Annotated in this window: 27 protein-coding genes and 2 pseudogenes; 24 read left to right on the forward strand and 5 right to left on the reverse strand. The window is 56.5% G+C overall.

All coding sequences use genetic code 11. The features are described 5' to 3' along the window. Positions 1–3: 3 nt before the first annotated feature. Positions 4–393: pseudogene (locus tag MC269_RS02615) on the reverse strand (tyrosine-type recombinase/integrase); the annotation flags it as partial. A gap of 32 nt (positions 394–425) precedes the next feature. Between MC269_RS02615 and MC269_RS02620 the strand changes: the two are divergent. Beyond that, positions 426–1394: an IS5-like element IS903B family transposase gene (locus MC269_RS02620; RefSeq protein ID WP_000654812.1), complete on the forward strand. Its 969-nt coding sequence runs from the start codon at positions 426–428 to the stop codon at positions 1392–1394. A 56-nt stretch (positions 1395–1450) separates the two neighbouring features. Here MC269_RS02620 and MC269_RS02625 read toward each other — a convergent pair. Together MC269_RS02625 and MC269_RS02630 are read right to left on the reverse strand one after the other, a co-directional pair. Beyond that, positions 1451–2089: pseudogene (locus MC269_RS02625) on the reverse strand (site-specific integrase); the annotation flags it as partial. Between the two features lie 9 nt (positions 2090–2098). Then, positions 2099–2704 carry a phage repressor protein CI gene (locus MC269_RS02630; protein WP_239953744.1) on the reverse strand — a complete coding sequence of 202 codons (606 nt, stop codon included), beginning with the start codon at positions 2702–2704 and terminating at the stop codon, positions 2099–2101. Between the two features lie 89 nt (positions 2705–2793). On the opposite strand from MC269_RS02630, the gene MC269_RS02635 reads away from it, so the two are divergent. The 12 genes from MC269_RS02635 (at position 2794) to MC269_RS02690 (ending at position 10876) form a co-directional block, all read left to right on the forward strand. Continuing rightward, positions 2794–3030 (forward strand): regulator, encoded by a 237-nt coding sequence (locus MC269_RS02635; protein ID WP_239315397.1) that lies wholly within the window; start codon positions 2794–2796, stop codon positions 3028–3030. A gap of 34 nt (positions 3031–3064) precedes the next feature. Next, entirely contained in the window at positions 3065–3574 is a 510-nt protein-coding gene (locus MC269_RS02640; protein WP_239953746.1) for a phage regulatory CII family protein, read from the forward strand. A gap of 9 nt (positions 3575–3583) precedes the next feature. Further along, positions 3584–3787, forward strand: a complete 204-nt coding sequence (locus MC269_RS02645) for a phage filamentation protein Fil family protein (RefSeq protein ID WP_239953748.1) — start codon at positions 3584–3586, stop codon at positions 3785–3787. After that, a complete protein-coding gene (locus tag MC269_RS02650) occupies positions 3724–4065 on the forward strand; it encodes a DUF5347 family protein (protein ID WP_239953750.1) in 342 nt (113 codons plus the stop codon). Before MC269_RS02645 ends, MC269_RS02650 begins: the two co-directional genes overlap by 64 nt. Positions 4066–4134: 69 nt before the next feature. After that, positions 4135–4362, forward strand: coding sequence for a DUF2732 family protein (locus MC269_RS02655; protein ID WP_239955052.1), 228 nt, complete (start codon positions 4135–4137; stop codon positions 4360–4362). Beyond that, complete coding sequence (locus MC269_RS02660; protein ID WP_239953752.1) at positions 4362–4589, forward strand: TraR/DksA family transcriptional regulator; 228 nt, start codon at positions 4362–4364, stop codon at positions 4587–4589. The genes MC269_RS02655 and MC269_RS02660 overlap by 1 nt, the downstream gene beginning before the upstream one ends. Then, the gene (locus MC269_RS02665) at positions 4586–5449 is read left to right on the forward strand and encodes a DNA adenine methylase (protein WP_239953754.1); all 864 of its coding nucleotides are present in this window, start codon (positions 4586–4588) and stop codon (positions 5447–5449) included. The genes MC269_RS02660 and MC269_RS02665 overlap by 4 nt, the downstream gene beginning before the upstream one ends. Then, positions 5446–6450: a phosphoadenosine phosphosulfate reductase family protein gene (locus tag MC269_RS02670; RefSeq protein WP_239953756.1), complete on the forward strand. Its 1005-nt coding sequence runs from the start codon at positions 5446–5448 to the stop codon at positions 6448–6450. The genes MC269_RS02665 and MC269_RS02670 overlap by 4 nt, the downstream gene beginning before the upstream one ends. Continuing rightward, positions 6447–8699, forward strand: coding sequence for a replication endonuclease (locus tag MC269_RS02675; protein ID WP_239953758.1), 2253 nt, complete (start codon positions 6447–6449; stop codon positions 8697–8699). The genes MC269_RS02670 and MC269_RS02675 overlap by 4 nt, the downstream gene beginning before the upstream one ends. A 120-nt stretch (positions 8700–8819) precedes the next feature. Continuing rightward, entirely contained in the window at positions 8820–9008 is a 189-nt protein-coding gene (locus tag MC269_RS02680) for a hypothetical protein (protein ID WP_239953760.1), read from the forward strand. Positions 9009–9022: 14 nt separating this feature from the next. Then, positions 9023–9256 (forward strand): DinI-like family protein, encoded by a 234-nt coding sequence (locus tag MC269_RS02685; protein WP_239953762.1) that lies wholly within the window; start codon positions 9023–9025, stop codon positions 9254–9256. A 612-nt stretch (positions 9257–9868) separates the two neighbouring features. Continuing rightward, positions 9869–10876 (forward strand): DUF2806 domain-containing protein, encoded by a 1008-nt coding sequence (locus MC269_RS02690; RefSeq protein WP_239953764.1) that lies wholly within the window; start codon positions 9869–9871, stop codon positions 10874–10876. A 24-nt stretch (positions 10877–10900) separates the two neighbouring features. Here the strand turns inward: MC269_RS02690 and MC269_RS02695 are convergent, their stop codons facing one another. Both MC269_RS02695 and MC269_RS02700 read right to left on the reverse strand, forming a co-directional pair. Further along, entirely contained in the window at positions 10901–11935 is a 1035-nt protein-coding gene (locus MC269_RS02695) for a phage portal protein (RefSeq protein ID WP_239953766.1), read from the reverse strand. Further along, a complete protein-coding gene (locus MC269_RS02700) occupies positions 11935–13701 on the reverse strand; it encodes a terminase ATPase subunit family protein (protein ID WP_239953768.1) in 1767 nt (588 codons plus the stop codon). The genes MC269_RS02695 and MC269_RS02700 overlap by 1 nt, the downstream gene beginning before the upstream one ends. A 143-nt stretch (positions 13702–13844) precedes the next feature. On the opposite strand from MC269_RS02700, the gene MC269_RS02705 reads away from it, so the two are divergent. From MC269_RS02705 to MC269_RS02755, 11 genes are all read left to right on the forward strand, one after another. After that, entirely contained in the window at positions 13845–14699 is an 855-nt protein-coding gene (locus tag MC269_RS02705; protein ID WP_239953770.1) for a GPO family capsid scaffolding protein, read from the forward strand. Between the two features lie 15 nt (positions 14700–14714). After that, a complete protein-coding gene (locus MC269_RS02710) occupies positions 14715–15776 on the forward strand; it encodes a phage major capsid protein, P2 family (RefSeq protein WP_239953772.1) in 1062 nt (353 codons plus the stop codon). A 3-nt stretch (positions 15777–15779) separates the two neighbouring features. Continuing rightward, positions 15780–16430, forward strand: a complete 651-nt coding sequence (locus MC269_RS02715; protein WP_239953774.1) for a terminase endonuclease subunit — start codon at positions 15780–15782, stop codon at positions 16428–16430. Between the two features lie 100 nt (positions 16431–16530). Continuing rightward, positions 16531–16995, forward strand: a complete 465-nt coding sequence (locus MC269_RS02720; RefSeq protein WP_239953776.1) for a head completion/stabilization protein — start codon at positions 16531–16533, stop codon at positions 16993–16995. Next, positions 16995–17198 (forward strand): tail protein X, encoded by a 204-nt coding sequence (locus MC269_RS02725; RefSeq protein WP_103794608.1) that lies wholly within the window; start codon positions 16995–16997, stop codon positions 17196–17198. The genes MC269_RS02720 and MC269_RS02725 overlap by 1 nt, the downstream gene beginning before the upstream one ends. A 3-nt stretch (positions 17199–17201) precedes the next feature. Further along, positions 17202–17414 (forward strand): phage holin family protein, encoded by a 213-nt coding sequence (locus MC269_RS02730; protein ID WP_239953778.1) that lies wholly within the window; start codon positions 17202–17204, stop codon positions 17412–17414. Then, complete coding sequence (locus MC269_RS02735; protein ID WP_239953780.1) at positions 17395–17910, forward strand: lysozyme; 516 nt, start codon at positions 17395–17397, stop codon at positions 17908–17910. The genes MC269_RS02730 and MC269_RS02735 overlap by 20 nt, the downstream gene beginning before the upstream one ends. A gap of 8 nt (positions 17911–17918) precedes the next feature. Then, positions 17919–18341, forward strand: coding sequence for an Rz-like lysis system protein LysB (gene lysB, locus MC269_RS02740; RefSeq protein WP_239955053.1), 423 nt, complete (start codon positions 17919–17921; stop codon positions 18339–18341). Beyond that, complete coding sequence (gene lysC, locus MC269_RS02745) at positions 18235–18474, forward strand: Rz1-like lysis system protein LysC (protein WP_233215846.1); 240 nt, start codon at positions 18235–18237, stop codon at positions 18472–18474. The genes lysB and lysC overlap by 107 nt, the downstream gene beginning before the upstream one ends. Next, positions 18437–18868, forward strand: coding sequence for a phage tail protein (locus tag MC269_RS02750; RefSeq protein ID WP_239953782.1), 432 nt, complete (start codon positions 18437–18439; stop codon positions 18866–18868). Before lysC ends, MC269_RS02750 begins: the two co-directional genes overlap by 38 nt. Beyond that, the gene (locus MC269_RS02755; RefSeq protein WP_239953784.1) at positions 18861–19307 is read left to right on the forward strand and encodes a phage virion morphogenesis protein; all 447 of its coding nucleotides are present in this window, start codon (positions 18861–18863) and stop codon (positions 19305–19307) included. Before MC269_RS02750 ends, MC269_RS02755 begins: the two co-directional genes overlap by 8 nt. The last annotated feature ends 57 nt before the right edge of the window (positions 19308–19364 follow it).

Here is a 19364-nt window from a genome sequence, read left to right on the forward strand (position 1 = left end):
TTTTCATAAATTACTAGTAGTTAATGGGTTTAATGACATTGCTTCTGATAAATGATCCGGTGCAAAGTGCGCATACCGCATCGTCACCTTAATATCTGTATGCCCCAATATCCGCTGAAGAACTAGGATATTCCCCCCGTTCATCATGAAATGAGACGCGAAGGTGTGGCGCAAAACATGCGTAAGCTGTCCAGCAGGTGTCTCGATACCAGCTCGTTGCATAGCCTTTCTAAAGGCTGAGTAACAAGGTTTAAAGAGCACCTGCGCTTTCCTGCTGGTTGGCAGTTCAGCCTGTAATTTTTCAGTTATCGGCACCGCGCGGTTTTTCTTGCCTTTAGTTTTCACGTATATGATCTGACCGGCGCGGATTTGATTGCCCTTCAAGCCTTCGGCGGCTTTGTTGAATAAATCGAACTTTTGCTGAGTTGAAGGATCAGATCACGTATCTTCCCGACAACGCAGACCGTTCCGTGGCAAAGCAAAAGTTCAAAATCACCAACTGGCCCACCTACAATAAAGCCCTCATCAACCGTGGCTCCATAACTTTCTGGCTGGATGATGAAGCTATTCAGGCCTGGTATGAGTCAGCAACACCTTCTTCACGAGGCAGACCTCAGCGCTATTCTGACCTTGCCATCACGACTGTGCTGGTCATTAAACGCGTATTCAGGCTGACCCTGCGCGCTGCGCAGGGCTTTATTGATTCCATTTTTTCTCTGATGAACGTTCCGCTACGCTGCCCGGATTACAGCTGTGTCAGCAGGCGGGCAAAGTCGGTTAATGTCAGTTTCAAAACGCCCACCCGGGGTGAAATCGCACACCTGGTAATTGATTCCACCGGGCTGAAGGTCTTCGGTGAAGGCGAGTGGAAAGTCAAAAAGCATGGCCAGGAACGCCGCCGTATCTGGCGTAAGCTGCATCTCGCCGTTGACAGTAAAACACATGAAATCATCTGCGCTGACCTGTCGCTGAACAACGTTACGGACTCAGAGGCCTTCCCCGGGTTAATCCGGCAAACCCACCGGAAAATCAGGTCAGCCGCCGCCGATGGCGCTTACGATACCCGGCTATGTCACGATGAACTGCGGCGTAAGAAAATCAGCGCGCTTATCCCTCCCCGAAAAGGTGCGGGTTACTGGCCCGGTGAATATGCAGACCGTAACCGTGCAGTGGCTAATCAGCGAATGACCGGGAGTAATGCGCGGTGGAAATGGACAACAGATTACAACCGTCGCTCGATAGCGGAAACGGCGATGTACCGGGTAAAACAGCTGTTCGGGGGTTCACTGACACTGCGTGACTACGATGGTCAGGTTGCAGAGGCTATGGCCCTGGTACGAGCGCTGAACAAAATGACGAAAGCAGGTATGCCTGAAAGCGTGCGTATTGCCTGAAAACACAACCCGCTACGGGGGAGACTTACCCGAAATCTGATTTATTCAACAAAGCCGCCTTCGGCCTCACTCCACCGTGCGCCAGTTGCCAAGCAAATTTTCACAATGGTCGTCAGATCTTTAGAGCGGCTGTTCTCACATTCGACGAGGAGGGTTCTAATTTCCTCAATGGTGAGATACGCCATCTCGGATTCACTGATCTTAAATTCGCGCACGTTCTCAAGCGGATTGGGTGCGGTCCATTCATCTAACCGGCGTAGCTCGTTAAACATCGCCCTGAAATACGCCAGCTCTAAATTTACCGTGCGGGGCGTAACCGTTTTAACTCGAGTGGAGCGGGTGATCTTTCCGCTTAACCGCTGCTCGCGATAAGACGCGAAAATCTTCGCGTTAAACTCGGTTGCGAGTGGGTTTCCCATCGCCCCGCAGGCGAACGCCATTGTAGTTCGCCGCTTCTCACCATCCGCCAATGTAATACCATGCGTGTTAAACCACAGTTCAACCAGCTCAATTACCCGCCGCTTATCTGCTTTCTCTCCCAGCCAGGGCTTATCTTGAGCCTGCTCTTTCACGAACTTCTCATAGGATTGTGCTTCGCCCTTCGTCGCAAATTGTCGGCGAATCCTTTTACCGTCTCGGCCATTGGGGAATACCTGAGCTTGCCATTTTCCATTGGGTAATTTGCTAATCGCCATGCTTTGCCTTTAAAGATACTCAGTACGGGCAAGGACTTTGCCCAAAACCTTGATGTCATCTGCTTTGCACTCGAATGAGGCTTTTCCATTCTCAACGCGAATGCGCCCGCCAGGAAAACGGTAAAGCTCTTTAACGCTTATGAGTTTATCAATCTCGATGAGCCATAGCCCATCGGTGATCTCTGCGGCAGTCATATCAACTAGATAATTCTGTTTCTCGAAATGTACTAACAGAGGGGCCTCAACATCGCTTGGCAAAAGCTGAATGTCATATTCAACCCAATCAGAGGAAGAAAAGTTCCCATTTGTGATTTTTTTGAGTTCGATCTTGTTAGGTTTATCATCTTGTTTTGTGATGTTTGAATCACCACGGCCGTACGTTAGCCACTCAAGCGAAGTACCAGTCTCCATAGAGCAGATAAGCACCCAATCAGCTGGAAAGTTCCCGCGCATTATGCGGTTAGCCATGGTGCTCTGAGAGACATTTAAATGGCGGCACAGCGCCTGTCGGGATGAAAAACCATATGCTTGAACGATGCGTTCAATGGGATCTTTACCACCCTCCGGTAAAGTTGGTGCTTTACGACTCGTAAAATCTTTCGTTGATCTTTCCAATTTGTGATCCTAATATTCACTCGTCGTATCAAGACGTGTTTAATAGTGATGAATAGAGTTGGCTAGAACTCAACAGAGGATAGTGCATCATGACCCGTAAACTTTCAATGCGCCCTTCAATCAACCTCGTGATCTCAGAACCGTACATTACTGTCGAAGAGTTTTGTCGTCGCACTGGTTACAAGGAAGGCACCGTGCGCCAGATGTACCGCGAAAATCGTTTACCCATTCGGAAGAAAGAGGGCGTAAACGGACTGATCGAAATCAATATGGTTGCTCTGACTATCGAAGCAGCAGCTGGCTGCGAAATCACGATGCAGGGTTGATGTATCCATATTGGGATAACGATAGGGAATAATCATGTTTGATTTTCGTGTTTCCACACATTCCGATTACGACGACGCCTGCCGCAAGTTTGCGCTTACGCACAACATGACGGAGCTGGCGCAGCGGGCGGGTATGAAAGTGCAGACCCTGCGCAACAAGCTTAACCCGGAACAAGTGCATCAACTGACCGTTCCAGAAGTGCTGTTGCTTACCGATCTGACCGAAGACGCCACGCTGATGGACGGCATGCTGGCGCAGCTGCAGTGTTTGCCGTGCGTGCCGGTTAACGAGCTGGCAAAAGAGAAGTTTCCGACGTACGTGCTGAAGGCAACCGCCGAAGTCGGGCATATGGCCGCTAACGCCGCGAACCCGGAGCGTATTACGGCAACCTGCCGCCGCGGCATTTTGGAAGCTGCCAATACCGGGATCCGCTGCATGATGCTGGCCGCGCTGGCCGTGCAGAACCGCGTTCACTCCAACCCAACCTTAGCCTCAACCGTTGACGCAATCAGCGGGCTGGGTGCTTCGATTGGCATCAGCTGAGGGCGCGCGATGATTTCATTTGCGGCACGCCTCAAGCGCCAGAGTCCGTCAATGTCATACGGGCATGGCTGGATCATGGGCGAGAACGGTCAGCGCTGGCATCCGGTACTGAGCCAGCAGGTACAGGTAAAAGAGCAAAGAGGTAAAACATGGCTATCGAAGGCGATTCAATGCTGGTCGAGCTTACTGCCGGCCAACGGGTTTCGGCGCTGAATCACGTTGCCTTAATCCGCGCGCAGCTGATGGGCGGCAACTGTGAAAAAGATATGACCCGTTTTTTCTCTGAAATGCGCGATGTGACAGACAGTAATTACCAGGACAACAAGCGCGCGCTGAGCGCGATTTTCTTCCTGGCTGGCATCGGTAAGGACAGGCACGCCGCTGAATTTAGTGAACTGACTACTGATGAAAGAGCGGCGCTTATTCGTGCAATGAATCATCTAAAAGCAGTTGTGAGTTTATTTCCGAAGCGAATGGCGCTGCCTAATTAATTAACCCGAAGTAATTAAATGGCGTACACCCGCCGGGCATTCTTTTGCCCAAATTCTGGAGAAAGTGAAATGCGAAATATCGAGAAATTTAATTTTGACGCTGACACCGAGGCGCTGGCCGCAGTCATCACTAAGGCGCGCATTGAGGAGCGCAAAGACCGTGCGCTGGCTGTGTTTGAGCGCCTTGTTGAGCTGGCCGTGCATGTACATCAGCAGGGGCTTTCTGCTGTCGAGGCTGCCGACCTGATCCGCCGCGAGGCAGAGCGTTATCAGAGCGAATCGCAGGAGCTGCACTAATGGCCGACTCTATCGACATGGCGCAGCAGCGCGCCGATGAGCTGCTGGCGCGCAACATCGCCAGCGTGGTTAACCGCCCGGTCAGCGTGGCGGCTTCATTCTGTGAAGACTGCGACGCGCCGATCCCAGAACAGCGCCGCCGCGCCGTGCGTGGCGTGACTCGCTGCGTCAGCTGTCAGGACATGGCCGAACGGTACGCGAAAGTTTCAAAAGGCGGTGCGGTATGAGCGCGATCCTGAAATGGGCGGGCAGCAAGACCCGCGTAATGCCGGAGCTGCTGGCACACCTGCCAGCAGGCGATCGCCTGGTCGAACCCTTCGCCGGTTCCTGCGCGGTGATGATGAACACCGATTACCCTTCCTATCTGGTTGCGGATATTAACCCCGACCTGATCAACCTGTACCGCCAGATAAAGGAGCACGCCCGCCCCTTTATCGTTGTTGCGTCCAGCCTGTTCAATCAGAACACCACAGGCGAAAGTTATTATTCTGTCCGTGAGACGTTCAACCATAACCCCGCGCTACCCCTGCTGGAGCGCGCCGCGCACTTTTTGTATCTGAACCGCCACGGCTATCGCGGCATGTGCCGTTACAACCGTAGCGGTGAATTTAATATCCCTTTTGGTCACTACAAAAAACCCTATTTTCCACTGGCAGAGATTGAGGCGTTTGCCGAGAAGGCGCAGCGCGCGACGTTTATCTGCGCCGACTTCCGCGAGACGCTGCCTCTCGTTAAAGCCGGGGATGTCGTGTACTGCGATCCGCCATATGACGGGACTTTCTCGGACTACCACACCGCTGGATTCGGCAAAGATGAGCATCACGATCTGGTCAGCATGTTGCTCGGCGTTTCGGAACGCTGCCCGGTTGTCGTTTCAAACAGCGATACCTTCTACACCCGCAGCATTCTCCGCGAGTTCGACATTACCAAAATCAGCGTAGCCCGCTCGGTTGGCGTTGCCGCCGGTGAGGGTAAGCGCGCCTCGGAAATTATCGCCGTGCGCCGCCCTGAGCCCGTGCCCGTTGTTACTGGTTTTGATCTGACTGCAGGGGCGGACCACTCCGCAATAATGGAGGTGCAGCCATGATTGACTCTCGCTGCTTTGCGCCCGGCGTCATGAACCTTGTAACCGTTTCAGGAGGTAAGGACAGCCTGGCTGACTGGCTGCTCGCTATTGAATCTGGCGTTGAGTTTCAGGCTGCGCATGCTGATACAGGTCACGAGCACCCTGAAACCGTCGAGTACCTCAATTATCTTGAGTCCAGGCTCGGCCCGCTGCGTCGGATCAGGGCTGATTTCACCCAGCGTATCGTGGACAAAAGGACCTTTGTAAAAGACAAGTGGCCGACTTCTCTGGTCAGGGATTTGGGGTTCACTGAAACTGAAGCCGCTTCAATTGTCCGTCGCGCCCTGAATGCCCTGAAGCCTACCGGCATTCCTTTCCTTGATATGTGCATCTGGAAAGGCACATTCCCTTCAACGCAGCGCAAATTCTGCTCTTTCGAGCTGAAACAGATCCCGATGCAGGAGCAGGTGGTAGACAGGCTGGTTGCAGAGGGTAAGCGTGTCATTACGTGGCAGGGAGTTCGTGCGCAGGAATCCGCGAGCCGCGCAGCGCTGGCTGAATGGGAAGAAGGCTTTGACCTCGGGCCGGGCCTCTCGATTTACCGGCCGATCCTCAACTGGACGCATGATGATGTCTTTGCACTGGCAAAACGTCACGGGATCAAACCCAATCCGCTTTATCAGCAGGGCTGTAGCCGGGTTGGTTGCATGCCATGCGTAAACGTAAACAAAGCCGAACTGGCGGAGATTTTTACCCGCTGGCCTGAGGAAATCAGCCGCGTTGCGGCGTGGGAACGGATTGTTGCCCAGTGCTCGCGCCGTGGTAACGCTGCGTTTTTCCATTCAGGCATGGATCCGGTTAAAGCAGAAACAAACGGCAGAAAGGTCACTCTCACCTCGCACGGCATTGAAACCTACCGGGACTGGGCACTGACTACGCGCGGCGGTCGGCAGTTCGACATGCTGGCAGCGATGGACAACAAGTCCGTTTGCAGCAGCGTGTATCTGGGGGTTTGCGAGTGATTCAGGAATACGCTTACCCGTGGAACGCTCCACGGGAAGCCATCGCCAGTCCGTATCCCACCTATGAGGAAATGCACAGCCGCAGTCAGATGATTGCGGCTTTGGCGCGTGCGCAGGAATTGCTGGAAAAGCAGCCGACGCTGATCCAGCTCGACGTTAAGCGCCGCGTCAGCGAGCTTGAAAAGACCCAGGGCATTGCCCGTGCCAATGCGTACTTAGCAAAAACCTTTGTTGAGCGCACATTGCCACGCGTTGAATGCGTCAGTGAGCAGTACCGCCTCGGTGAAATGAGCAGCGGCACGTTTAACCTGCTGGCAGGCAACGCCGCTCAACAGGCTGGCGCGGCCAGCGCGGCCGGCACGCTGTGGGAGCTGATGCGCCGCTTTAACCGCCTGCCCGATATGGCGCGCGCCGACGTCGATCTGCTGGCTGGGGATGTGGCTAATTTCATCCTCGCCGAGCTGGTACAGGCGCACGCGCAGGCCAGCGACGAGTCAGATTACCGGTACACGCACCGCGTTTACATGACCGCCGCCACTATTACCCGCGAGCTGAGCCAGACGCCGCCGCTGTGGGAAAAGGTCACGTCCCGCCTGTTCGACCCGGAAGAAGTGACCCCGGCGATCATGCGTATGCAGACCGAAAAGTGGTGGAAGGGCCGCCTGCGCCGCGTCGCCGCGTCATGGCGTGAGCACCTGCAGATTGCCCTGGCTAACGTCAGCAAAAAGCATACCCCCTACGCCAGCAGCATGACCGTCTCAGAGTGGCGCGAGCAGAAACGCCGCACCCGTGAGTTCCTCAAGGGCATGGAGCTGGAAGACGAGGAAGGCAACCGCATCAGCCTGATTGAAAAGTACGACGGCAGCGTGGCCAATCCGGCGATCCGGCGCTGCGAGCTGATGACCCGCATTCGCGGCTTCGAAAACATCTGCAACGAAATGGGCTTCATCGGCGAGTTCTACACGCTGACTGCCCCGGCGCGCTATCACGCCACAATCAAAACCGGCCATCGCAACCGCAAATGGAACGGCGCCAGCCCGGCCGACACCCAGCGCTATCTCTGCGGCGTCTGGCAAAAAGTCCGCGCCAAACTGCACCGTGAAGAAATCCGCATCTTCGGGATCCGCGTTGCCGAGCCCCATCACGACGCGACCCCGCACTGGCACATGCTGATGTTTATGCGTCCTGAACAGGTTGAACGCGTGCGCGAGATTATGCGCGACTACGCCTGGCAGGAGGACAGCGACGAGCTGACGACCGACAAGGCCCGCAAGGCCCGTTTTCACGCCGAGGCTATCGATCCGGAGAAGGGCAGCGCGACGGGCTACGTCGCGAAGTACATTTCCAAAAACATCGACGGATACGCGCTGGACGGCGAGACGGACGACGAAAGCGGCAAAGACCTGAAGGAAACCGCCTCGGCCGTTTCCGCCTGGGCGGCCCGCTGGCACATCCGGCAATTCCAGTTTGTGGGCGGCGCGCCGGTGACGGTTTACCGCGAGCTGCGCCGCATGGCAGACAGCGAAACAGCCCACGGCCTCAGCGTTGAGTTTGCGGCCGCGCATGACGCCGCCGATGCGGGAGACTGGGCCGGATACGTTAACGCGCAGGGCGGGCCTTTCGTGCGCCGTGACGAGCTGGCCGTGCGCACCTGGTATCAGGCCAGCGAAGACGTGAACGAGTACGGCGAGGAAACCGTGCGCATAAAAGGCGTTTATGCAACTGAAGTTGGCGAAGATACCCCGATCCTCACCCGTCTCGCGCAGTGGAAGATTGTCCCGAAACGTGCCGTTGATTTGGGTTTTGAATTTAAGGACGCGTCCGCGTCCTCTCGGAGTTCTGTCAATAACTGTACGGGGGGGTTGAGATCTGAGGATTCGAACCCGCCGGAAAGTTTCGACAATATCGACCTGGACGGCATTAGCAGACGAGAAAGACGGCAGCTGCTGAGCCGGATCAGGGCGCAGGAGCCAGAAAAAAGACGTCGGCAGCTAAGGCGGTCGGACAAAATCGAGGCCGCATGCGACAACGTGATAGGCCAGGTGAAGGAATTATGCGGTGAAACCATCAGCCGCGGTCTGGCCGTGCGCCTGATTGGCGGCACGCAGACGAAAATTGCTGGCCGACTGTTTCGCAGTTCTGCATATGGTGAGTTAGTGAGGCCTCATGCTGGACCTAAAAAATATGAAGTTCTGGAGCGAATAGGGCGCTTAGCTCGTGCCTCTAAGGATGCGAATGAAGCCAATTAACGTCCTAACTTCAAGAGCATGCTTTCAGATAAAGTCTTATTGACCATAAAAAATCATTTCACATTTGGAAATTCGTAATATACTGTATGCATAACCAGTTGTTCATTGTGCGGAGGGATTATGCGAGACTATTTTTTGGAGTCAATGAAGCTCCAGCGTATTGATTTATTTATGAAACTTGTTGCAGCAAGTGATTGCAGTGAAGATGAGAAACAGCTCGCGATTCAGTGGGTTTCAGAGCTGACTGATGAGCTGATGCGTAAGGTAAGAAGACACGAATATTCACGATCTATACAAGTATCTGAATGATTTGAGGGGAGACTATGCGCATTGAAATTATGCTTGATAAAAATCAAAAACTAAGCCAGTCAGTGATTGAAGCTTTTCATGACGAGATACACAGGCGCGTAGTAGCGCTTTACCCCGAAGCAGTAGTGCAGGTACGGCAAGGAAGCCACACAAGAATAGAAATGCCTGGCTTTAAACTCGACGAGGACAGGCAGCGGCTAAATGATCTGCTTCAGAACGTCTGGGAAGATGACAGCTGGCTACACTGATAACCGTGCAGACGTCAAAAGCTTGATTTTGACGGCGGCAGGGTTGAACAACGAGCGAGCGAGGCATTAGGTTATGGGGGGACGAGAATCTGAATTTCAGATTGTTTACCGTGGTGAAACCCTCCCATATTTTTGTCCCGGTGGATGGGTTATGTTTCAACGGTCGCGCGAGTGTGGCGGCGGTTTCTGGCTGGGGCAGACTTTCGAAAATGCGTTTATCTTTGGCCGGCGGTTTCCCCTGACTTACCGGGAAGCTCTTCTGCTTGCCATGGATTTCACCAGGCGAAAAGTTGAAGTGCCGGAGTCAGAGCCTGATGACCAGTTGCCCCTGTTTTGATGTTGCCCGGCACTGCATGACTATGCCGCATGAATTCGCATGATCCCGAAAGGATCGTTTATGCCCCGGCCCGCCAGTAATGGCGGGCTTTTGCTTATGTCATGCACCCGCATGAAAACCACTACATAAAGCGGGCAGGCGTGGCGGGGGTACGAGCGCGCGCTGTAAGCATTCGTTATACATTACAGCTGTACTTGCGCATAGCATATGTATTTGGAATTATTGGTAAGTGGCGTTGGCATGAGCCAGTCATATTAATAAATAAGGAGAGGGTTATGGCTGATGGTCCTTATGAGAAGCTTATCTTAAAGTTGTGGGATACTGTGGTGGACAAAGGTATTTGTGGAGTTCTCAGGCCAGCACAAATGCGTAGAGAAGGACTTGCAAAAAGTGTTGTTGCAAGAAATCAAATCCTAATGCTCGCGCAGGCTGAAAAAGATGCAGAAGATGTTAGGAATGGAATGTTAATATCGAAGATAGAAGGTAGTAATGTAGTATTGAAACCTAATATCGAAAAATATGAACCTGTTGTTGATTTGCCAAGTATGTATGCAGTAATAAGAGAAGATATTATTATTGAAAGAGTGCAAAACGAAATCAATATTGCAAAAACTTTACTTAAAGCTGAAAAAGAACTTGAGGGACAAGAAGTTGAAGTTTCTGAAGCAGATATCGAAAGTGACTGGATAAACCGCTGGCGTGATTATGCCTGCAAGGTTTCCACAGATGAGATGCAGTCTATTTGGGCAAGGCTTTTAGCCGGAGAAGTAAAATCGCCCGGTAAATTTTCCTTCAGAACCATGGAGTTTATTAAAAACATTACAAAAAAAGAAGCACAAGAAATTGAATCAGTCCTACCCTTTATATTTAAGGAGGGATTTATTTTTCGTGGCTACCTCCAATCAAACAGAACGAGATACATTCATAAGTGGTTGAGCTTAGATATTTTGCTAAAGATGCAAGAGCTTGGAATAGTACAAGAGATACATCAAGGGAATGTAACTATAAACCTAAATGGTAATAAAGGTGAAACAGCCTTTATAAGGTGTAATGAAAAAGCATTAACTTTTCTACGCGAGGGGGATAGTGATATCAATATGCCTTATATAGCCGTTACGCAGCTAGGTATTCAGCTTGCTGAAATTGCAGGTTGCAATGCTAACGAAGAGTATTTACTGGCGGTTGGAGAACATCTTAAAACACAAGGAAGCCAAGTCTTTTTAGTCGATTATGTAGATATGCAGGCGGGAGCGATAAGAGTTTATAACGCTAAAGCCCTTTAAAGCGCCGAATGGCGCTTTAAATTATCACTCGGACGCTAAATTATAAGCTTCGAAGCGTATTACCTCTTCACCCAACCATGCATTGAGCTCTTCAAGACGTTTTTGCAGTGGCATCAGTTCATTGCGGACGAACACGCGGCTGGCCTTCTCCACGTCACCGAACCCGCCGGTGTTATTCGGGATAATGCCCATCATCTGCGGCGGCACCCGGTGCGCGGCCAGCATGTCATCCCGGCTCACATTCTTGATGTTCAGAAACTCATCCTTTGCCGCTACCTCTGACAGCGGGATGATCTGGATACCGTCCTTTTTACCGCTCGGCGAGTACATGAAAAGGTTGCGGAAGTTGCCAGGGCCCTTCGTGCTTTTCATGGCTTTGCGCATGGCGTCCACATCTTCCTGATTCTGCGCGGGGTCAGTAACGTACATGATGTAACCCGCGTGGCTGCCGTTAAGATAATACTTACGGCGGAACAGCGTCGCCGACTCATTCAGCAGCGTAGACGGGATGGCCGAAAGATATTCCGGCAGGCCGTAAACCTCCTGATTCAAATCCGGCTCCATCAGGTGGAACACGTTGCCCGGCGTGAACTGGTAAGGCTGTGTGCTCAGGCCGTACTGCACAAACCAGTAGGTGTCGAGATCGGTTCCGCGCCGCGTAAACTTCGCCAGGGCAGGCTCCAGCGCAATCACTCCGCCGAGGCGGTTGGTACGCTTCTCCAGATACGCATTGCCGAACACCAGATAGTCCTGCACAAACCGGCTGAATGCCTGCTGGCTCAGCAGCGGGTGCGGGATAAACGAGCTGGTCAGAATGTTGCGCTTTACGTTGAGCGGCGAGCTGTGATGCACGGCCGCGCGGAACGTGCGCGCCAGCCCGTCAAAGCTCACCGGCGGTTCATACCAGCGATCGTTAATGACGCACTCCACGTAGTCGAGCAGCTCGCGGCGGTCCAGTACCGGCACCGGGTCGCCGAAGGTAAAAGCTTCTGCCGCCGCGCCGCCGGTCATCTGCTGCTGCACGGGCTGGGTGCGCGTGCGGTTCCTGCGTTTGCTCATCAGTAAATCTCCATAATGTTGCGGCTGTGGGCGGCTTCGCCCTGCAGCGGTTCGTTTGCCAGCGCGTGCATCGTCGCCCAGGCGAGATCGGCGTGGCTTGCCTCTTCGCTGCGGCTGGCTTCGTAGGTCGGGCGGTTGCCGCTGGCCGTGGTGGCGCGGCGGATTGCCATGAATGACTGCGCGATGTCGAGGTGCCCGGCATCGAACTCCAGGCGACCGCTGCTGATGATGTCGAACGCCTTCAGCACCAGGGCGTTTTTCACGTTCGGGTTGTAGACAAATTCTTTCACCGCCGGGAAAAACATTTTCACGTTTTCATAGACGCCGAGGCCGACGCCCGTGGAGTCGATGCCGATATAGGTGACGTTATACTGCTGCGTCAGCTTTTTGATGGACTCGGCCTGCGCGCGAAAGTCCATGCCGCGCCACTGGTGCCGCTCCAGAATGCGGAACTTGCCGCCCGGCACGGCGGGCGGCGCGATAACCACGCACCCGGCGCTGTCGCCGTTCTGCGTCCCCTTCGCCGGGTCATAGCCGATCCAGACTTCGCGCCAGCCGAACGGGCGCAGCGCCAGCGCCTCGAAGTCGTTCCAGACTTCCCAGCTGTCCACCATGCACTTTTGCAGCAGCTGCAGCGGGAACACGGACGCCAGATCGTCCACGAACTCGCACATCAGCAGGTTCTGGTATTCCGGCGGGCTGTACTCCAGGCGCAGCTGGTCGAGGTCGAACAGGTTACAGCCGCCGCGCACGGCGTCCTCAACCGTGACAATCTGGCGGAACTGGCCGTCATCGCAGAAGCGGCCCGGCGACAGGTTGCCGTGGGTCAGGTCGATGTCTACGCGGTCCGCCTTAGCGCGCCCACGGTTGAAGAGCGCGCCGGACCAGAACGGATAGGCGCTGTGGGTCAGGCTGGACGGGGTGGAAAAGTAGGTCTGCCGCCATTTCTTGTGCAGGGCCATGCCGGACGCCACCTTGCGCAGCTCCTGAAACTTCGGGATCCAGAAATATTCATCCAGGTAGAGATTGCCGTGGTAGCTCTGCGCGGTGCGGGCGTTGGTGCCGAGGAAGTACAGGCACGCGCCGTTGCTGAGCGTCATTGGGTCGCCTTTCAGCTCTACATCCACCTCTTTGGCAAACTCCATGATGTACTGCTTAAAGACGTGTGCCTGCGCCTTGCTGGCTGAGAGAAAAATCTGGTTGCGCCCGGTGGTCAGGGCATCGATCAGCGCCTCGCGGGCAAAATAAAACGTCGCGCCGATCTGACGGGATTTAAGCACGTTGCGGATGCGGTGCTTGTTGCCCGCATCCCACCACTGGCGCTGATAGCCGAACATCGAGCCGTGGAAAATCTCCTGCAGCTTCTCGATCTGTTCGTCGCTGAATACGTTTTTTTCCGGTGGCTTGCGGGGGCCGCTGTTTCGGTTTGCCACCTTCGGGTTAAGGTCCGCCTCGTTCCCGCCGTTGCTGAACTTGCCGATGCGGGCGTGGCGCTCGGACTGGCGCGCCAGCAGGTCAATTTCCTTGTAGTCCTTCCCTTCTTTCGACTCCTTCATGACCAGCTGACAGTAGCGCGCGGCGGTGGTGAGCTGCATCTGGTCAAGCGGGCCGTAGTCGTTCCACTTGTCGCGCTTCTTCCAGCTGTGAACGGTTGCGGGTTTCTCTCCCAGCATTTCAGCAATGCGGGCGATACGGTATCCCTGAAAGTACAGGAGCAAGGCCTGCCTGCGGGGATCGAGGTCTTCGGGGGCGAGTGTCGTTGTCATGGCCCCAAAATACGGCCCCGGCGGTCCCTTTTCCGCCGCCCCTCATTGTGTGGTTTTCCGCACAATGGCCCCGCGTTGTTTCAATACCCCTCCCGCCGCAAACATAGAGCCTCAAAGCGATTTTTCACAACGGAGCCTGGCTCATGACAGTAACTGCAAAGCGTTTTCGGATCGGGGTGGAAGGTGCCACCACGGACGGGCGCGAAATTTCCCGCGAGTGGCTCGTGCAGATGGCCGCCGCGTACAACCCGCAGGTCTACACCGCGCTGATTAATCTGGAGCACATCAAGTCTTACGCCCCGGACAGCACCTTTAACCGCTACGGCTCGGTGAGCGCGCTGGTTGCGGAGGAAATTACCGACGGACCGCTGGCCGGGAAAATGGCGCTCTACGCCGACATTCTGCCAACGGATTCGCTCGTCGAGCTGGTCAAAAAGGGCCAGAAGCTTTTCACCTCTATGGAGGTCAGCACCAAATTTGCCGACACCGGCAAAGCCTACCTGGTCGGCCTGGCTGCCACGGACGATCCGGCGAGCCTCGGCACCGAAATGCTGGCGTTCAGCGCGTCGGCGGAAAAGAACCCACTGGCAAACCGCAAGCAGCACCCGGACAACCTCTTTACCGCCGCCACCGAAACCGTGATCGAGCTGGAAGAGGCGCCCGAAGAAAAGCCCGCCCTGTTTACCCGCATCAGGGCCATGTTTGCCAAACAAAAGCAGACCGACGACGACCGTTTCAGCGACGTGCATCAGGCGGTCGAGCTGATTGCCAGCGAGCAGCAGAACTATGGCACCCGCACCGACAGAACGCTGGGCGAGCAGGCCGAGCGCCTGAGCCAGCTGGAAAGCAGCCTGCAGTCGCAGCTGGATGACCTGTCGGCGCAGAAGGAAGCCTTTAACGCACTCAAAGAGCAGCTGGAGCGCGCAGACAGCCGCCCCGACTACCGCCAGCGCGCACCGGGCGGCGATGCGCCGGCCGCTCACCTGACCAACTGCTAAGGAGCAGTACACCCCATGAAAAAACAGACCCGTTTTGCCTTTAACGCCTACCTGAGCCAGCTGGCGCGCATCTATTCCGTGGAGATTGCAGAGCTTTCCAGCAAGTTCAGCGTGGAGCCATCCGTGGCGCAGACGCTGGAGGACACCATCCAGCAGAGCACCGCGTTTCTGACGCTGGTTAACGTTATCGCCGTATCTGAACAGTCCGGCCAGCTGCTGGGCCTCGGCGTCGGCAGCACCATCGCGGGCACCACCGATACCAGCTCTAAGGACCGCGAGCCGACCGATCCAACGGCGATGACCGGGACTGAGTACAAGTGCGAGCAGACCAACTTCGACACGGCCATTACCTACGCGAAGCTGGACATGTGGGCGAAGTTTCAGGACTTCCAGACCCGCATCCGCGACGCCATCGTGAAGCGCCAGGCGCTGGACCGCATCATGATCGGCTTCAACGGCGTGAAGCGCGCCAAAACCTCTAACCGCGCAGAGAACCCGCTGCTGCAGGACGTCAACAAAGGCTGGCTGCAGAAGCTGCGCGAAGACGCCCCGGACAACGTGATGGGCAGCACGACTAAAGACGGCGAAACCACCGCCGGAGCGGTGAAGGTCGGCAAAGGCGGCGAATATCTCAACCTGGACGCGCTGGTCATGGATGCGGTTAACGAGCTTATCGATCCCATCTTCCAGGACGACGACGAAATGGTGGTTATCTGCGGGCGCGAGCTGCTGTCTGACAAGTATTTCCCGCTGGTCAACAGTGAGCAGGCCAACACCGAAAAGCTGGCCGCCGATCTCATCATCAGCCAGAAACGCATGGGCGGCCTGCAGGCGGTGCGCGCGCCGTACTTCCCGGCGAATGCCCTGCTGATCCCCCGTCTGGATAACCTGTCGATTTACTGGCAGGAGGACACCCGCCGCCGCTCGGTTATCGACAATCCGAAGCGCGACCGCATCGAGAACTACGAGTCGGTTAACGAGGCGTACGTGGTGGAAGACTACCGCTGCGCCGCGCTGATCGAAAACATCACCATCGGCGACTTTAGCGCGCCAGCTGATGCCGGTGCCGGAGCGTAAACCATGAGCCTGAGTCCCGCACGGCAGCACCGCCTGCGCGTTCAGGCTGAGCAGGCCGCCCATACGGGCGGCTCTGCCCGGCACGCGAACGGCTACGAGCTGATGCTGATGCAGCTGGGTGAAGACCGCCGCCGCCTCAAGGGCATTCAGTCCAACGTCAAAAAAGCCGAAATCAAGGCAGAAGTGCTGCCGAAATATGCCGCCTGGGTAGACGGCGTGCTGGCCGCCGACGGCGCGCAACAGGATGACGTGCTGATGTACGTGATGCTGTGGCGCATTGACGCCGGGGATTATGCCGGGGCGCTGGCCGTTGGCCGCCATGCCCTCAAGCACGGCTGGTCTATGCCGCAGGGGTTTAACCGAAACGTGCAGACCCTGCTGGCCGAAGAGATGGCCGACGCCGCTAAAAATGCCCTGATGGCAGAAAGCGACTTTGATCCTGCCCTGCTGATGCAGACGCTGGAGGCAACCGACGGGCTGGATATGCCGGACCAGTCGCGCGCCCGCCTGCACAAGTCCATCGGCTACGTGCTCACCGGCAGCCAGCCCGTGATGGCCCTGAATCACCTTAAGCAGGCGCTGCAACTCGACGAGCGCTGCGGCGTGAAAAAAGACATTGAGCAGCTGGAGCGGAAAATCCGCAACGCCAGCTGATAACCGGACGTGCCCACGCGCGGGGCGGCACGGGGTGGCGACAGGCTGAGCCTTATCAAAACTCCGTCCACCGCCCAACCTTTTCAGGAGTATCAAGGCTATGGAATTTGTAGCGCCGCAGAAGGCGACGGGAACGCCGGAAATTATCCCCAACAACTCGTTCTGGCCGGACGTCGATCTGGCGAAGTTCAGAGCCGCAATGCGCGTAGACGGCACCGTGACGCCGGAGCGCTTAAAGCAGGTGGTGCTCACCGCGATGGCGGAGGTCAATACCGAGCTTTATTCATGGCGCGAGCGGCAGGAGCTGCGCGGGTTTAACACCCTGGCCGACGTGCCGGCGGAGAAGCTGGCCGGTGAGAGCGTACGCCTGCATCACTACTTCAGCGCGGTGTGGTGCTGGACCCGCGCGGTACTTAACGAGCGCTACCAGGATTTTGACGCGACCGCCGCTGCGGCGAAGCGCGGCGAGGAGCTGGCCGACACGACCGGCGACCTGTGGCGGGATGCGCGCTGGGCCATCAGCCGCGTGCAGAACCTGCCGCACAGCACCGTGGAGCTTATCTGATGAAAGTGCGTGCGCAGCAGTACGACACGGTGGACGCGATCTGCTGGCGTCACTACGGGCGCACGCAGGGCATGACCGAGCAGGTTATACGGGCGAATCCGGGGCTGTCTGAGCATGGCCCCATCCTGCCGCACGGGCTGGAAGTGGAATTGCCGGACGTAACAACGACGGCAACCGTGCAGGCCGTCCAGCTTTGGGACTGAAACATGTGGGAAAAAATCAGCACCTTTATCACCTGGTGCGTGGCGGTAGTGATGGCGTGGCTGGGTGGCATGGATCTGAAGGACGTTTCCACCGTGGCCGGTGTCTTCATCGGCCTGCTGATGGCGCTTATCAGCTGGTACTACAAGCACAAAACCTACCTGCTGCTGGCAAGCGGGCGCATCACGCGGGAGGAATATGAATCTGCAAACCGTTAAGCGCTGTGCCGTGGGCGTGGTGCTGGCGCTGGCCGCCTCGCTGCCCGGCTTTCAGCAGCTGCACACCTCCGTGGAGGGGCTGAAGCTCATCGCGGACTATGAGGGCTGCCGCCTGCAGCCGTACCAGTGCAGCGCCGGCGTCTGGACCGACGGGATCGGCAACACGCGCGGCGTGGTGCCGGGGAAAACAATCACGGAACGGCAGGCGGCGGGCAACTTCATCACCAACGTGTTACGCGTTGAGGCGGCACTGGCGAGCTGCGTGGCGGTATCAATGCCGCAGCAGGTTTATGACGCGCTGGTGTCGCTGGCGTTCAACGTCGGCACCGGCAACGCCTGCGGATCGACCATGGTGGCGCTGCTGAAACAGGGGCGATGGCGTGAGGCCTGCGGACAACTGCCGGGCTGGGTGTACGTAAAAGGCGTATTTAATCAGGGACTGGATAACCGCCGCCAGCGTGAAATGGCGTGGTGCCTCAGGGGAGCGGGCGCATGAAGCGAGTGCTGCTGGCAGCAGCGCTTGTCCTTCTCCTGCTGGCCGCGCTCGGCGTGCAGTCATGGCGGCTCAGCAATGCGCACCACACTATCAGCACGCAGCAGGCGGCGATTGCGGACCAGGGCAAAAAGCTGTCGCAGAAAAACGGTCAGCTGATCGCCCTGAACATTCTTACGCAGACGAACAGCCAGGCGCAGACGCAGCTTTATGCCGCCGCCGAGCAAAACGGCAAATTGCTGCGCGACCGGCAACGCACCATCGAGGAGCTTAAACGTGAAAATGAAGACCTGCGCCGCTGGGCTGATTCCCCTCTGCCTGATCCTGTTGTCCGGCTGCGCCAGCGACCGGCCCTCGCCGGAGGTGAATCTTACCGTGAGTGGCTGTCCCAAAATCACCCGCTGCCAGCTGGACCCGGCCGCGCCGAGAAGTAACGGCGACCTGAACGCCCTGCTGGATGAAACCGAGGCCGCCTGGGCGGCGTGCGCGGATAAAGTGGATACCATTATCAGCTGTCAGGAAAAAGACGATGAACAAGCCGCAGTCCTTGCGAAACGCCCTGAATAAAGCCGTGCCCTACGTGGCAGACAATCCCGACCGGCTGCACCTGTTCGTGGATAACGGCGCGCTGGTCGCCACGTCGGCCGCGTCGATCTCATGGGAATACCGCTACACCCTGAACGTGGTGATTACCGACTTCACCGGCGACCAGAACCTGCTGATGGCCCCGATAATGTTCTGGCTGCGGGAAAATCAGCCGGATGCCCTGCAGAACCCCGGCGAGCGGGAAAAGCTCTTCACCTTTGAGGCCGACATTCTCGGCAATGACCGCTGCGACATCAGCATGGACCTGAAGCTGACCGAGCGGGTGCTGGCGCGGGAAGTGGACGGGAAAATGACGGTCGAGGCCATACCGGAGCCGGACGTGCCGGAGGAGTTCTGGACGGCGCGCCATGGCTGAACTGCATGAGGTAGACGCCTGGCTGGATGCGCTGCTGGCACAGCTTGAACCGTCGGCCAGGAAAAAGATGCTTCGGGAGGTTGCGCGCGACGTGCGCCGCATTCAGCAGGCGAACATCACGGCGCAGCGCGCCCCGGACGGCACCGCATGGGAACCCCGCCACGCCACGGCCCGCACGAAGCCGGGCCGGATCCGGCGCAAGATGTTTGCGAAGCTCAAAACCACAAAGTACCTGAAGGCGCAGGCCAGCACCGATCAGGCCGAAATAGCCTTTGCGCCTGCCGTGCAGAAGCTGGCCCGCGTGCACCACTACGGCCTGCGCGACCGGGTGAACCGGCGCGGCACGACGGTCAAATATGCGGAGCGCCCGCTGCTGGGCGTAAATAACGAGGTTGAAAGCTCAGTGCGCGACACCCTGCTGCGCTGGCTGACGGAGTAGCCGCCTGTCGTTGTGCCATACCTCAGACAATGCCGGGCAGATGCCCGTCCCCTGCCT

This window comes from Pantoea sp. Z09, assembly GCF_022394795.1.
Lineage (GTDB): Bacteria > Pseudomonadota > Gammaproteobacteria > Enterobacterales > Enterobacteriaceae > Pantoea > Pantoea latae.

Excerpts from the sequence above, each read along its gene's own strand:
- MC269_RS02635 (WP_239315397.1), top strand. The coding sequence starts at position 2,794 with ATGACCCGTAAACTTTCAATGCGCCCTTCAATCAACCTCGTGATCTCA.
- MC269_RS02640 (WP_239953746.1), top strand. The coding sequence starts at position 3,065 with ATGTTTGATTTTCGTGTTTCCACACATTCCGATTACGACGACGCCTGC.
- MC269_RS02645 (WP_239953748.1), top strand. The coding sequence starts at position 3,584 with ATGATTTCATTTGCGGCACGCCTCAAGCGCCAGAGTCCGTCAATGTCA.
- MC269_RS02650 (WP_239953750.1), top strand. The coding sequence starts at position 3,724 with ATGGCTATCGAAGGCGATTCAATGCTGGTCGAGCTTACTGCCGGCCAA.
- MC269_RS02655 (WP_239955052.1), top strand. The coding sequence starts at position 4,135 with ATGCGAAATATCGAGAAATTTAATTTTGACGCTGACACCGAGGCGCTG.
- MC269_RS02660 (WP_239953752.1), top strand. The coding sequence starts at position 4,362 with ATGGCCGACTCTATCGACATGGCGCAGCAGCGCGCCGATGAGCTGCTG.
- MC269_RS02665 (WP_239953754.1), top strand. The coding sequence starts at position 4,586 with ATGAGCGCGATCCTGAAATGGGCGGGCAGCAAGACCCGCGTAATGCCG.
- MC269_RS02670 (WP_239953756.1), top strand. The coding sequence starts at position 5,446 with ATGATTGACTCTCGCTGCTTTGCGCCCGGCGTCATGAACCTTGTAACC.
- MC269_RS02680 (WP_239953760.1), top strand. The coding sequence starts at position 8,820 with ATGCGAGACTATTTTTTGGAGTCAATGAAGCTCCAGCGTATTGATTTA.
- MC269_RS02685 (WP_239953762.1), top strand. The coding sequence starts at position 9,023 with ATGCGCATTGAAATTATGCTTGATAAAAATCAAAAACTAAGCCAGTCA.
- MC269_RS02690 (WP_239953764.1), top strand. The coding sequence starts at position 9,869 with ATGGCTGATGGTCCTTATGAGAAGCTTATCTTAAAGTTGTGGGATACT.
- MC269_RS02695 (WP_239953766.1), bottom strand. The coding sequence starts at position 11,935 with ATGAGCAAACGCAGGAACCGCACGCGCACCCAGCCCGTGCAGCAGCAG.
- MC269_RS02700 (WP_239953768.1), bottom strand. The coding sequence starts at position 13,701 with ATGACAACGACACTCGCCCCCGAAGACCTCGATCCCCGCAGGCAGGCC.
- MC269_RS02705 (WP_239953770.1), top strand. The coding sequence starts at position 13,845 with ATGACAGTAACTGCAAAGCGTTTTCGGATCGGGGTGGAAGGTGCCACC.
- MC269_RS02710 (WP_239953772.1), top strand. The coding sequence starts at position 14,715 with ATGAAAAAACAGACCCGTTTTGCCTTTAACGCCTACCTGAGCCAGCTG.
- MC269_RS02715 (WP_239953774.1), top strand. The coding sequence starts at position 15,780 with ATGAGCCTGAGTCCCGCACGGCAGCACCGCCTGCGCGTTCAGGCTGAG.
- MC269_RS02720 (WP_239953776.1), top strand. The coding sequence starts at position 16,531 with ATGGAATTTGTAGCGCCGCAGAAGGCGACGGGAACGCCGGAAATTATC.
- MC269_RS02725 (WP_103794608.1), top strand. The coding sequence starts at position 16,995 with ATGAAAGTGCGTGCGCAGCAGTACGACACGGTGGACGCGATCTGCTGG.
- MC269_RS02730 (WP_239953778.1), top strand. The coding sequence starts at position 17,202 with ATGTGGGAAAAAATCAGCACCTTTATCACCTGGTGCGTGGCGGTAGTG.
- MC269_RS02735 (WP_239953780.1), top strand. The coding sequence starts at position 17,395 with ATGAATCTGCAAACCGTTAAGCGCTGTGCCGTGGGCGTGGTGCTGGCG.
- MC269_RS02750 (WP_239953782.1), top strand. The coding sequence starts at position 18,437 with ATGAACAAGCCGCAGTCCTTGCGAAACGCCCTGAATAAAGCCGTGCCC.
- MC269_RS02755 (WP_239953784.1), top strand. The coding sequence starts at position 18,861 with ATGGCTGAACTGCATGAGGTAGACGCCTGGCTGGATGCGCTGCTGGCA.